The sequence below is a fragment of the Staphylococcus sp. HMSC057A08 genome (assembly GCF_001812925.1).
Lineage (GTDB): Bacteria > Bacillota > Bacilli > Staphylococcales > Staphylococcaceae > Staphylococcus > Staphylococcus hominis.
The window spans coordinates 1-12,839 of sequence record NZ_KV810849.1 but is presented as its reverse complement, the minus strand read 5'-3'; the positions used below and the strand labels follow the sequence as shown (position 1 = coordinate 12,839).

Annotated in this window: 12 protein-coding genes and 1 pseudogene; 6 read left to right on the top strand and 7 right to left on the bottom strand. The window is 30.3% G+C overall.

The features are described from left to right. The 6 genes and pseudogenes from HMPREF2881_RS04035 to HMPREF2881_RS04010 all read right to left on the bottom strand — a co-directional run. Positions 1-1,443 (bottom strand): annotated as a pseudogene (locus HMPREF2881_RS04035) (IS1182 family transposase); the annotation flags it as partial. A 365-nt stretch (positions 1,444-1,808) separates the two neighbouring features. Then, positions 1,809-3,308: a glycosyltransferase family 4 protein gene (locus HMPREF2881_RS04030; protein ID WP_002488034.1), complete on the bottom strand. Its 1,500-nt coding sequence runs from the start codon at positions 3,306-3,308 to the stop codon at positions 1,809-1,811. Between the two features lie 18 nt (positions 3,309-3,326). After that, positions 3,327-5,384, bottom strand: a complete 2,058-nt coding sequence (locus tag HMPREF2881_RS04025) for a Mur ligase family protein (protein WP_002488047.1) — start codon at positions 5,382-5,384, stop codon at positions 3,327-3,329. Between the two features lie 164 nt (positions 5,385-5,548). Beyond that, entirely contained in the window at positions 5,549-6,427 is an 879-nt protein-coding gene (gene folE2, locus HMPREF2881_RS04020) for a GTP cyclohydrolase FolE2 (RefSeq protein ID WP_002488038.1), read from the bottom strand. 18 nt (positions 6,428-6,445) lie between these two features. Continuing rightward, entirely contained in the window at positions 6,446-7,120 is a 675-nt protein-coding gene (bshB2, locus tag HMPREF2881_RS04015) for a bacillithiol biosynthesis deacetylase BshB2 (protein ID WP_002488042.1), read from the bottom strand. A 13-nt stretch (positions 7,121-7,133) separates the two neighbouring features. Further along, a complete protein-coding gene (locus HMPREF2881_RS04010) occupies positions 7,134-7,496 on the bottom strand; it encodes a YojF family protein (RefSeq protein WP_002488035.1) in 363 nt (120 codons plus the stop codon). Positions 7,497-7,681: 185 nt separating this feature from the next. Here HMPREF2881_RS04010 and hxlA point away from each other — a divergent pair, with 185 nt between their 5' ends. The 6 genes from hxlA to HMPREF2881_RS03980 all read left to right on the top strand — a co-directional run bounded on the left by hxlA (position 7,682) and on the right by HMPREF2881_RS03980 (position 12,128). Beyond that, the gene (gene hxlA, locus HMPREF2881_RS04005) at positions 7,682-8,314 is read left to right on the top strand and encodes a 3-hexulose-6-phosphate synthase (protein WP_002455709.1); all 633 of its coding nucleotides are present in this window, start codon (positions 7,682-7,684) and stop codon (positions 8,312-8,314) included. Between the two features lies 1 nt (position 8,315). After that, complete coding sequence (gene hxlB, locus HMPREF2881_RS04000; protein ID WP_002488041.1) at positions 8,316-8,864, top strand: 6-phospho-3-hexuloisomerase; 549 nt, start codon at positions 8,316-8,318, stop codon at positions 8,862-8,864. 119 nt (positions 8,865-8,983) lie between these two features. Further along, positions 8,984-10,366, top strand: coding sequence for an AMP-binding protein (locus HMPREF2881_RS03995; protein ID WP_002488045.1), 1,383 nt, complete (start codon positions 8,984-8,986; stop codon positions 10,364-10,366). Further along, positions 10,366-11,511 carry a thiolase family protein gene (locus tag HMPREF2881_RS03990; RefSeq protein ID WP_002488037.1) on the top strand — a complete coding sequence of 382 codons (1,146 nt, stop codon included), beginning with the start codon at positions 10,366-10,368 and terminating at the stop codon, positions 11,509-11,511. The genes HMPREF2881_RS03995 and HMPREF2881_RS03990 overlap by 1 nt, the downstream gene beginning before the upstream one ends. Next, entirely contained in the window at positions 11,480-11,860 is a 381-nt protein-coding gene (locus HMPREF2881_RS03985; protein WP_017176054.1) for a hypothetical protein, read from the top strand. The genes HMPREF2881_RS03990 and HMPREF2881_RS03985 overlap by 32 nt, the downstream gene beginning before the upstream one ends. Then, positions 11,850-12,128: a hypothetical protein gene (locus tag HMPREF2881_RS03980; RefSeq protein WP_002488040.1), complete on the top strand. Its 279-nt coding sequence runs from the start codon at positions 11,850-11,852 to the stop codon at positions 12,126-12,128. The genes HMPREF2881_RS03985 and HMPREF2881_RS03980 overlap by 11 nt, the downstream gene beginning before the upstream one ends. 294 nt (positions 12,129-12,422) lie before the next feature. Here HMPREF2881_RS03980 and vraX read toward each other — a convergent pair whose 3' ends face one another. Continuing rightward, a complete protein-coding gene (gene vraX, locus HMPREF2881_RS11800) occupies positions 12,423-12,584 on the bottom strand; it encodes a C1q-binding complement inhibitor VraX (RefSeq protein ID WP_037555673.1) in 162 nt (53 codons plus the stop codon). Positions 12,585-12,839 lie beyond the last annotated feature (255 nt).

The following is a 12,839-nucleotide window of genomic DNA, read 5'->3' as shown; positions in this document are numbered from 1 at the left end:
ACCCAAAATAGCCTTCATAAATCCAAAAACAGGCTCCACGTCAATTTTTCTTTGACTATAGATGGTTTTTGTTTTTGGTTCTGAAAGCTTTTTATTAATTTGGGCTTTAAAATATTCCCAATTATAATTTTTCATTATTTTTTTATTTGTTTTTGAATTGAATTTCATGCACTGGTGTTTCAAAAGACATTCTGAACAATCATCACATTCATATAATTTAAAGTCCCGTTTAAAACCATATTTATCATGACGATAGGCATATCTTTTAAAACCTAATCGCTTTTTGTTTGGACAAATGTATTCATCGTTAATTTCGTCATAATCCCAATTTTGAGTATTAAAGATGTCACTTTTATATTTTTTAGTTTTATCTTTTATAAACATACCATAAGTTATAAGCGGTGTTCGATTAAAATCATCTATAATTGGGTTCTCTATCATAACCTGCGTCAGATACAATATATTTAGGTAAATGACCGTAGGTCTCTTGAATTGAATTTAAAAATGGTATCATTGTTCTTGTATCAGTCGGATTTTGATACACATTATAAGATAAAACGAATTGAGAATTTGTCGCTATTTGTAAATTATAACCTGGCTTGAGTTGTCCATTTTTCATATGATCTTCTTTCATTCTCATAAAGGTGGCATCATGATCTGTTTTAGAATAACTATTTCTATCCTTTAAAATAGATTTTTGGACTTCGTATTTATACTTTCGCTCAGAGTAATCATTAATTTGCTTTTTGTATTTTTTAATTTTAGTTCTTTTGAGCCGTATTTGTTTTCTTATTTTAGTCCATTTTTCATTATCGATATGTTGGTTTAAATCTTCGATTTCTTTATCCAAATGACTACCAATCAAATCTATTTCTTCTTTTGTTAAGTTATTATCATGATCTTTTTTAATCTCAGGTATGATTTTATTTGTTACCAATTCATGATAGAGTGCTTTAAAATCTTCATTTATCCTTGACTCATGGTTTTGAATACTCTTTTTCCATACAAATGTATATCGATTGGCATTCACCTCAACTTTCGTACCATTAATAAAAATGCCCTGATCATCTATAAGATGTTGTTTCAAACACTGACTATGAAATTGAATAAATAATGATTCTAATAAAGCATCTACTTTTGGATTGACTCTAAATCGATTAATCGTTTTATAAGAAGGCTTTTGATTTTGTGATAGTCACATCATTGGGATGCTATCATTAAGTAATTTTTCTATCTTACGTCCTTAAAACACAGATTATGTGTAGGCATATAGAATGACTTTTAACATCATTTTTGGATAGTATGATGTTGCGCCACGATGATGTCTGAATTCATCGAATTCAGTCTTAGGAATTGTTTCTACAATATCATTGACATGTCGTGAAATATTATTTGTGGGGCCATTGGTAGAGTAAGTTGAGTTATATTATAATCTTTATACATAAGGCAAAGGCACCTCGTTAATTTAGTTTATTAGTGTTTATTAAATTATACGAAAGGGCCTTTTTTTAAAAAAGTATTTTGGCGAGACTCTTAAGGGAATAGGACAAGCTGAAGACTACAGGCTGAAGCTGTCTCCTAAGAAAGCGAGCCAACAATACGAAGTATTGTAAATAAAGAAGCCAGTAAATGAATTTATAAAAAATCATTTACTGGCTATTTTGCTAGGAATTATGTCCTAGCCTCTTCTTTTAGTTATTTAATTGTTTATTTAACCATATTAACTTCATGGAATAACTCAGTCAATTAATTTATATATATAATGACTAATCTAAAAGAAGTATTAGTTTAACTATTTATAGTTGTAATTAACCTAAAATAGATTTTAAAAAAAGTTGCCATTTATCAATAACTTTATTTTCATTAAAATTGTTAGCATGTTTTTTACAAGCCTTAGAAAATTCATTTCTCAAATTAACGTTATATAGTAGTTCTTTTACACAATGATATAATTTTTCTTTATCATTTTTACTAATTAAGAAACCATTTTCTTTATTTATAATTAGATCTGAAGGGCCATACTTTGAATCATAGCCAATAGGAGGAATACCTTTAGCTATTGTTTCTAATAGACCTAGATTGAATCCTTCCATTTTACTAGTTATTAAAGACAAATATGCAGTTTCTATTTCTTGATCTAAATCCTGAATAAAGCCACGTAAAAAAACATTATTTTCTAAATTTAAATTCTTAATTAAAGTTTCATATTTTTTCTGTTCATTACCAAAACCATATAGATGTAATTGAATACTAGGAAAATCTTTTACTAGTTTAGAGATAAGTTCAATTTGATGTTCTAATTGTTTTTCTGGAGAATATCGAGCTATAGAAATAATTTTATTTGAATCTGTTAAATTTTTGTTTTCATTATTAAAAGAACTATTTTCAGTATAACCTACTGGAATAGTATAAACAGGAATAACATTATTTATTCTAATAGATACATCGATTTTTTGTTGTTGAGTTGACACTATTATTCCAGAATATCTTGTTAAATTATTAAATAAAGGTTTATACGTGTTTTTAATTTCTGAATCATAAACGTTGTTAATGTTTTTAACATGAGTACTATGCAATATTGCTACAACTGGTATTTTAATGTTACATTTATTAAAAATAGGAGAGGTTTTAATGTTTTTATCACTTAAAAATAAGTCTCCAGATTCGTATAATGTTTCTATCGCAAATGATAATAATGAATTATTATCTTCAAAAAATTTAATTCCATCAGATGCATAATATATTATAGATTGTACTTTAGGAATTTTATCTTCTGGATTATAATATTTTTCAAATTTAACATTCTTACTAGGTGAATAATATTGTTCCATAACAACTTTCTGATTAGTTGTTAGAACTTTAGTACAACTTAAAAAACCTCTAGTATCATATAAATCTCTACGAATTTTACGTTGTTTTATATCAAAATAATTAATATAATCTAAAATATTATAATTTGAATCTACGAAATGAACGTACATTTTATACAATCCATTTTTATAAATTTTGATATCATTGGTATCTACAACGTATTTAAGAGTATAGTTACAATCATTTTCCCAATAGTTTATCCAATTAAAATATTTTTCTTTAACATTTAAACTGTCTTGAAGTACATCGTATAAACTAAAAACATCATTTTGATTGATTTTTAATAGTTGAGCGTGTAAATAAAGCCTTGGTGACCATGAAACAAATATCAATTTATTTGAAATTGAATTTTTTTTAAATAGATTTAATCTATTAATCATTGCTTTTTCTATACCAGTTAATTTACGACCTAAATTATTTCCTACTGAATATATCACTATTGGTCTCCTTTATTCTTAATATTTAGAGTGAAAAAGTGTCTCAATCGTTTTAACTGAAGGATAAGAAGTAAATATAATCGATTGTTTATCTCCTTTTATTATGCCACTTTTATATTTTCTTCCTATAATAATTTTGTTAGAGAATTTAAATAAATTGTCTTTATATGATTTAAGAATTGAATATAAATCATTAACTGTAAAACTTTGACGTTCTTTTATTGTGTGTCTACCAGTTAAATTGATAGCAACAGAATTAGATAAATCTAGTTTTTTTATTATAGAGTTTATATATTCATCTCTATGTAGCCCATTTTTGAATAAATACTTAGATAATTCATAAGTTGGAGAATACATAGGTGAATTCAACATATCTTTCATCAAATTATAAGTGCTTGTTTCTTTTCCCTCATAATATATATTATTATTAGTTGCCCAATTCCCTATAGTAACTGTTTCATTTTTTATATTATCATCTATACCTTTTAAGTAATTAAAAATTGGGCCTAAACCTTCAATAGTAGAAGAATTCTCAGAATTATATTGTTCAATAATTTTATAGTCATTATTATTAACAATAATATAACTACGACCATTTATAGATTGGCCATCAAACAATGAGCTGTTAGAGTTATCTTTTTGATAAGTAAGTAAGTTATTGGATAAATCTTTAGCAAGCTTAGGGAACTCAGTTCCTCCTGCAGAAGATTTTAATAATGTTATTGAATCATTATTACATAGATATAATAAATCTTGTTCCATCAAAAATCTATTAGAATACCAAGTTATATGTTTGTTTTTAACTCTAGTTACTACTCCTTTTAGATCGTCATCCATACATAAAATATAATCAGCATTACTATTTTCAAGTACATTAACAAGCTGTAAATGTAATTTTCTAGAATGTTTACCTAAATCACTAATTTTTCCAATTGCAATAATTTTATTCCCTTTAAAAAACTTGGTTTGAGTGTCAAAAGCTTTTATTGCATTTATCATAGCTGGTAATGAAGCATTATGTGTGTCATCAATTAAGTTAACACGAAACTTTGAAGTTTTTATTTCTTTTAAATTTAAAACTTTTTCAAATGGTTTAAATGTAATTAAGTTATCTAAAGCTTTTTGTAAAGGTATATTCAATTGAGTTAAAGCAGCAAAACTAGCTAGAGAATTTTCAACCATTCCATTACTTATTGAATTAATTCGATAAGTATATTCATTTCCCTCAAATTCGACAGTTATATCAGTGAATCCTTTATTATATTCAATAGATTTTGGATATATAGTTGCATTTGAATCTGAAGTGCTATATGTTATAACATTTTTAGTGTTTTCTTTAGCACGATTAATTAAAATATCAGAATGTAAAGTATCTTTGTTTATTATTGCAATACCATTAGAATCTAATCCATCAAAAATACTTGCTTTAACTTCTACTATATTTAAAATATCTTTAAAAGTAGACATATGAGCAGCGCCTATACCTGTAACAATAGCAATATTCGGTTTGATTAAATAAGAAGAGTTTCCTACAGCATTTAATGCATTTAATGAGACTTCTAAAACAGCAAAATTTGGTTGTCTAATTAATTTACATAGTAATAAATATACTGCTGAACGAATATTATTATTATATCTATTCTGTAATGGCATATAATCTTTTAAACCAGCGCTAATAAGCATTCTTGTAGAACTTTTACCCATTGATCCAGTGATTGCTATTACTGGATTTTTATATTGTATTCTCATTTTTTCAGCTAAGTTACTTAAGGTTTGTGCAGAATCTTTTACAACAAGTTGTGGAATTTTATAAGACATATTAGAAACGTAATGCTCGGTTATTATTAGTCCAAGATCTTCTTTATCTTTCCTAATATATTCATTTCCTTCTTTAGCATTTGGCGATCTTCCAAAACGGCGCCAAGTTTTTTTGTTTGGAGAGATATATGCTGTGTTTTTATTATGTATAAAAGGAAACCAGTTTTCAAAGTTATTTATTATATTATTTTCTTTATTCTTTGCATCATATAATTCCCCCCCTAATATATCGTGTAATTCTTTAATTGTAAGTGGCATATGCTATTTACTCCTTTATTTATTAATATTTTGCATTCAATTGTAATTTACATATATATTATAGCACAACATAATATTAAAGAGCTTGATATATTTAACGCAATGTAAAAAACAAGTTACAATCTTCCTCGATTGTAACTTGTTTTCATTTATAAATTCTAATGTTATTTTCTATATTTTAGTCTTGCGAAAGCATCGTGTTGGTGAATGGATTCTTCGTTTCGACATTCAATGTCAAAGCCATCAATCCAGTCAAAATCTACTAAATCTGCAGCAATTAAACGAATTAAATCTTCAACGAAACGTGGATTTTCATATGCACGTTCTGTTACGCGTTTTTCATCAGGACGTTTTAAAATTGGATAAAGAATAGAGCTTGCATTTGCTTCCATTGCATCTAAAATCTTTTCTTTGTAATCATCTGTCATTTCAGAATGTTTATCTAAATACACTTTCACTGTTACAACACCACGTTGATTATGAGCAGAGTATTCGCTAATTTCTTTAGAGCAAGGACAAAGTGTTGTTACAGTAGCTGTGATGGTAAGTTCTTTACGCGTTACTTGATCTTTATGAATTGCTAAACCGTAAGTAACATCAGCATGACCTACTGCTTTGATATGAGTTACAGGACTATAACGATCAAAGAACCATTTACCTGAAACGTCTACCCCCGCAGCATTCTGTTTCATATTGTCTTGTAATGTACGTAATACTTGATATAGTGTATCGAAATCAAGTTCTAAACCATTATTATAATGTTTCTCAACACTTTCTAAGATACGACTCATGTTAATACCTTTTTCATCTTTATTTAAGCTTGTTGAGAAACTAAATGTACCTGCTGTTTGAAATTGATCAATTTTAACAGGATATACTAAATTTTTAATACCCACTTCTTCAATTTCAAACAAGAAGTTTTTATGTGTACTTTGTAAGTCAGTCATTTCATTTTTAGTTGTAGGTTTTGTACCTTTGATAGGGTCTACTGAACCAAAATGTTTCCAGCGACCTTCTCGAGTAGATAAATCAAATTCAGTCATTCGTTTATTGTACCTCCTCTAATTATTATAATTGTCGAAATGATACGTCCAATAAGGTTCGACTTCTAGAAAACTTTGTGTTTCTCCGCCAACTTCAGGGCTAGCTAATTGTTTTAAGAAAGGACCTGTTTGAGATTTATGAGCTTCAAACGCCTTTAATTTAATCTCTTTATATTGACTAATGTCATTTAATATATCAGGTTCTCCTAAAATATCCGGTGCATCATTACTGAATGCTACGAGTTGAAGTCTTGGACGCTCTTCTTTAGGCATACGTCCTACTGTTCTTACGACAGCTTCAGCTGTTGCTTCATGGTCTGGATGTACAGCAAATTTTGGATAAAATGAAATAATCACTGATGGATTTGTCTCCTCAATCAATGTTTTTACCATATCATCCATTTGCTCATGTGGCTCAAATTCTACTGTTTTATCTCTTAAACCCATTTTACGTAAATCAGTAATACCAATCACTTTCATAGCATCTTCTAATTCTTTTTCGCGAATATAAGGTAGTGACTCTCTTGTCGCAAAAGGGGGATTGCCTAAATTACGTCCCATTTGTCCTAATGTGAGACAGGCATAAGTGACAGGCACCCCGTTTTCAATATAACTTGCGATCGTCCCAGCAGATGAGAAGGTTTCATCATCGGGATGTGGAAATATCATTAGTACATGTCTTTCATCTTTCATGAATCTTCCTCCTCTATACTGTGAATGGCTGTTCACTGATTTCAATCGTTGCAGCCAACTGTCCTTCGTAATTAAATCCAGCTATTAAAAATTCATTATTATCATTGATTTCATAGTGAGTCAGGCCTTGCACATATACCCAACCTCCATCACGAAGTTTCAACCCAACACGAAATGGGTCTTTATCTCCGCCCTTTAGTTGCGCATGTTCATATGTGACTTGTATATTTCGTAAAAACGTACCTGCATTAAACACACGTTGATCAAAATGATTAGCATATGCACCATTCGTCGTTTCAACATGCAAATAGACAGGTTTGTTTTCAAATGTAGTTAATAATCGTTGTACTTCTTCAGCTTTAATGGGTTCCAACATGTTCACTCCTTGCAACCATACAATGTGTGTATCTATCTATTTTACTAAAAAGAACGACTGAATTGTACACCTATGCTCAATTTATTTATAAATGAAAGAAAATAATTCGAAGTGATTTAAATGTTTAAAAATATTTAACATGGGTATCTATACTACTATGACAATGATACGAAAGGAAGTTTGTAATGGAATTACAATTAGCAATCGATTTATTAAATAAAGAAGAAGCAGCAAAATTAGCTAAAAAAGTTGAAGAGTATGTGGATATCGTAGAAATTGGTACACCTATCGTTATTAATGAAGGATTACCAGCTGTTCAACATTTAAATGAAAATATCAATAATGCGAAAGTGTTAGCTGATTTAAAAATTATGGATGCAGCAGACTATGAAGTAAGCCAAGCTATTAAATTTGGCGCAGATGTTGTAACTATCTTAGGTGTTGCAGAAGATGCTTCAATTAAAGGTGCGGTTGAAGAAGCACATAAACATGGTAAACAATTGTTAGTTGATATGATTGCTGTACAAGATTTAGAAAAACGTGCGAAAGAATTAGATGAAATGGGCGCTGATTATATCGCTGTTCATACTGGTTATGATTTACAAGCTGAAGGACAATCTCCATTAGAAAGCTTACGTACAGTTAAATCAGTCATTAAAAATTCTAAAGTAGCCGTAGCTGGTGGTATTAAACCTGAAACAATTAAAGAAATTGTAGCAGAAGAACCTGATTTAGTTATTGTTGGTGGCGGTATTGCTAACGCAGATGATCCTGTAGAAGCAGCTAAACAATGTCGTGAAGCGATTGAAGGTAAATAAAATGCCAACTTTTAACAATTATCATTTAATTCTTGAAGAAATAGATAACACGTTATCACATCTAGAGGATAATGATTATGGACGTTTTGCAAATGAAGTGGTTGGCGCATCTCGTATCTTTACAGCTGGTAAAGGTCGCTCTGGATATGTTGCTAATAGCTTTGCAATGCGTTTGAATCAACTAGGAAAAGATGCATCTGCAATAGGTGAAGCAACAACGCCATCTATTAAAGAGCATGATTTATTAATTATTATTTCCGGTTCTGGATCAACAGAGCACCTAAGATTATTAGCTGAAAAGGCACATTCAGTTGGTGCTAAAATTGCTTTAATAACAACTAAAAAAGAATCTAAAATTGGCGATGTCGCTGATACAGTGATTGCTTTACCTGCAGGAACGAAACATGAAGCAGAAGGCTCTGAACAGCCGTTAGGTAGTCTATTTGAACAATCTTCACTCATCTTTTTAGATAGTGTCGTGATTGGATTAATGGATGCCTTTAATATTAATGAAGAAGCAATGCAAGACAATCATGCTAATTTAGAATAAAAATCATCACTCAAATATATTATCGTTCAGATGAATATATTTGAGTGATTTTTTTATGTGTTATTTTTCATATAATGTTAATATAATAATTAATCTAGTTAACATTTAGAGAGGGTCATATGCTAGAAATACTAAATAAATTAAATCACTATTCAATAGAACAACCAGATATGATTGCGCTATCGTTCGAAGAAGATGTATTGACATATCAACAACTTTATACAGAAATACAGCAATTAAAATCAGTCTTCATGCATTTACCGAAAGGGTCCCGAGTAGGATTGTTAAGTAAAAGTCCTTTACATAATATGTTGAATTATTTTGCAATATTAGAGCAAGGAAGTATTCCTTGTTTTCTAGATGATCAATGGTCTGAAGTAACAATTCATCAACTGATTGAAACGTATCATATTGACTATCTTGTTGATGAACAACATAGACTGATAAAGACAAAGTATTCTGAAACATATCCTACATATTTACATGAGCAGTCACAAGTCCATCAACTATTACATATTGGTTTTACATCTGGGACAACAGGGTTACCTAAAGCATATTATCGAAATGAACCATCTTGGCTTGCGTCATACAAAGAAAATGAAAAGCTACTTCGTCATAAAGAAAACATACTTGTAGCACCGGGACCACTTGCACATTCATTGTCTTTATACACTTGTATTTATGCGTTATATACAGGGAGAACATTTATTGGACAAACCCGTTTTAATGCGACTAAGCTCGTTAGCAAAATGAAACAACAAACAACAAATAGTGCATTATTTCTTGTTCCAACAATGCTACATGCAATAACAAAAATAAATCACGATCACCTACATTTAACGACTATTTTAAGTAGTGGGGCGAAACTCTCTTCTTCGTTGTTTAAGCGTATAGCCCAAACATTTCAGCATGCTAATATTATTGAATTTTTTGGAACGTCAGAAGCAAGTTTTATTAGTTATAACATTAACCGTAAAGCTTCTATTGATTCAGTGGGATACATATTTCAAAATGTAACGATTGGTTTAGAGGAAAAAGACAAGAATCATATAGGGTTATTAAATGTAAAAAGTAATATGATATTCTCTGGGTATGTAAATCAATCTGTCGTATTGCCTGAAACATGGATTAAAACAGGTGATTACGCTTATATTAAAGATAATCAATTATATTTAGTGAGTCGTCAAAATGAACGATTAATTATTGGAGGTAAAAATGTTTATCCTCAAATTATTGAACAAATGATAAAAAATATGGATGGCGTAGAAGAAGCAATTGTTATAGGAGAACCGCATCCACGTTTTGGTGAAATAGCTGTTTTACTATATACAGGATCGATAGAACTTGAGTACCAAACTGTGAGACAACATATTATGAAAGTTCTATCACGATATGATGTACCTTCCAAATTTATAAAAGTAGACAGTATGCAATATACCCAAAGTGGCAAAGTTGCTCGAAATAAAATGCGTACTGCCTATGTAAAAGGAGACTTTAAATGATGAACCAACCGGTCATTATATGGGCGAAGCGTACACCTTTTGGCAAATATGGTGGGAAATTGAAACATTTAGAACCTGAAACATTACTCATGCCCTTATTTGAAGAAATGAATTCAACTTTTCCTAAAATAATACCTGATATCGATGATGTAGTGATTGGAAATATCGTAGGTAATGGTGGAAATATTGCCCGTAAAGCCTTATTAGAAGCAGGTCTAGCTGAGAGTATTCCAGGTGTTACAATGGACCGTCAATGTGGATCAGGGTTAGAAAGTATTATATATGCATGTCGAATGGTTCAAGCGGGTGCAGGTCATATTTATATAGCTGGAGGAGTAGAAAGCACGAGTCGTGCTCCTTGGAAGATTAAACGGCCTCAATCAGTGTATGATACCCAATTACCAGAATTTTATGAGCGTGCTTCTTTTGCACCAAAAGGTCAAGATCCAAGTATGATAGAGGCGGCTGAAAATGTTGCGCAATATTATCATATTACGCGTAAACAACAAGATACCTTTGCGATACGTAGTCATCATCTCACACATCAATATTATAAGAATGGAAGTATAAGTAATGAAATTGTACCTTTAAACATCAAAGGTCATTTATTTGATAAAGATGAAAGTATTAAGCCAACACTTACTGAACAACGATTAAATCGATTACGTCCTTTACTAGCTAACGGAACAGTAACGGTTGGAAATAGTTGTATGAAAAATGACGGCGCTGCGCTTGCACTCGTTATGAATCAAGAAACGGCATTACAATACGGCATATCAGAGGGAATGATGTTTACAGATGCTGTGACAATAGGCGTCAATCCGAAACGACTAGGTATTGGACCAGTGCCTGCCGTAACAAAATTACTTAAAAAACAAAATTTAAAAATAAGTGACATTGATACATTAGAACTTAATGAGGCATTTAGTTCACAAGTTTTAGCTTCAATTCAAGAGTTAAAATTAAATATTAATCAAGTCAATCAGTGGGGGGGAGCCATTGCGTCTGGTCATCCTTATAGCGCAAGTGGCGTAGCATTAATCACTAGGTTATTAAATATGACACATTGGAAGCGGGGAGTTGCTACGATGGGGATTGGAGGAGGAATGGGGAATGCGATACTCTTCGAACGATGGAGCTTGTGAGAAAATAGAAATATATTTTAATGAACAAGAAGTAAGAGCGTATTGCGAAGTAGTTGAAAGAACGTATAAAGGTGTGGTGCCTTCACTCATGTGTGCAAACGTTTGGCCAAAATTTAAGTTGTTCCAAAAGTTTCAACAAGAAAATATTCTTCTTGTGCGAACAACATGTGAAGAATTTGAATCATTAAAATGTAGGCTAAAATATGAGGGGTACTTAACACATAAAAGTACGAAAAAGTTTAAAACATATATCCAATATATCTACGATTTAAAAATATATAAAGATAATAGACAATGTATATTTATTAGGCAAACATTTATAAAAAAGGAGGTAAATGATGAAGTTTAGTCATGATAAAGTAAGTCATTACCTTCGACTTGTTAATGATAAAAATGAGCTTCATTCAACCATTGTTCCTGGTCAACTGGTAGTGGATTGTGTATTAGCGTATTTTCAAATAGAGTGGACACAATTTAATGTTAAGTATAAAAGGACTATAGATATAGATGAAGAAGTGACCTTCAAAAAAGTGAGTCATAATGAAATAAACGTCTTTGGTTTAAATGGTGAAGAAAAAATAGTTATTACTAAAAAAAGTAATCATACTGATTTATAATTATTTATTTAACCGTTGATAACCCACCATAGGTGTTAAAAAAGAAACAATATTATAAAGATATAGCGTTAATGTTAGTATAACTTAAAGTTTCTCTCCAAGTTTCCAAAAGGGGACAATTTTGGACTAACATTAACGCTATTTTATTAGGGTGAGCTTTTGAATCATTAATGACTTTTTAAAGTTTTGAGTATTAGGGGCATTTTAACTTTAAAAAAAGATTTTGAAATATTCATCTGTGTTCGATCTCAATTAGGAAAAACACTTTTTAATTTTTGAAATGTGATGAATAACTTAATTCATGTTATCAACGTCACTTTCTAGTAGAGAGAGCAATGGATAGATGTCAGTTTTACTAAACGTTTCATCGAATTTTACCGTAATCGTCTTGAAGGTCTTTGTAATGATTTCGTATATTGGGATACCGTTTTCTATATTTTGCTTGTAGATAATCATGTTGTTAATTCCTCCTTTGTCTCTCTACACTTAATATAGTAATGGATTTGATTATAAAAAACATGAGTCTATGGTACTAACTTTTACTGCAACGGACTGTGTAGAGCATACTACGACTAAATACCTAGAAGATAATGAAGATATAAGAAAAGCTTTTAATCCTAGTGTGACCAAACTATCATACACAAGATTAAAAGCTTTAGAAGTGCTTATATTTCTTTAAAAATGCAGTACAGACAGTAGCTGATTGAATTG

What these genes read in the sequence shown, in the direction of transcription:
- HMPREF2881_RS04025 (WP_002488047.1), bottom strand. Translation starts at nt 5,384, where the DNA reads ATGCCACTTACAATTAAAGAATTACACGATATATTAGGGGGGGAATTA.
- HMPREF2881_RS03985 (WP_017176054.1), top strand. Translation starts at nt 11,480, where the DNA reads ATGCGATACTCTTCGAACGATGGAGCTTGTGAGAAAATAGAAATATAT.
- HMPREF2881_RS03980 (WP_002488040.1), top strand. Translation starts at nt 11,850, where the DNA reads ATGAAGTTTAGTCATGATAAAGTAAGTCATTACCTTCGACTTGTTAAT.
- hxlA (WP_002455709.1), top strand. Translation starts at nt 7,682, where the DNA reads ATGGAATTACAATTAGCAATCGATTTATTAAATAAAGAAGAAGCAGCA.
- folE2 (WP_002488038.1), bottom strand. Translation starts at nt 6,427, where the DNA reads ATGACTGAATTTGATTTATCTACTCGAGAAGGTCGCTGGAAACATTTT.
- vraX (WP_037555673.1), bottom strand. Translation starts at nt 12,584, where the DNA reads ATGATTATCTACAAGCAAAATATAGAAAACGGTATCCCAATATACGAA.
- HMPREF2881_RS03990 (WP_002488037.1), top strand. Translation starts at nt 10,366, where the DNA reads ATGAACCAACCGGTCATTATATGGGCGAAGCGTACACCTTTTGGCAAA.
- hxlB (WP_002488041.1), top strand. Translation starts at nt 8,316, where the DNA reads ATGCCAACTTTTAACAATTATCATTTAATTCTTGAAGAAATAGATAAC.
- bshB2 (WP_002488042.1), bottom strand. Translation starts at nt 7,120, where the DNA reads ATGAAAGATGAAAGACATGTACTAATGATATTTCCACATCCCGATGAT.
- HMPREF2881_RS04010 (WP_002488035.1), bottom strand. Translation starts at nt 7,496, where the DNA reads ATGTTGGAACCCATTAAAGCTGAAGAAGTACAACGATTATTAACTACA.
- HMPREF2881_RS03995 (WP_002488045.1), top strand. Translation starts at nt 8,984, where the DNA reads ATGCTAGAAATACTAAATAAATTAAATCACTATTCAATAGAACAACCA.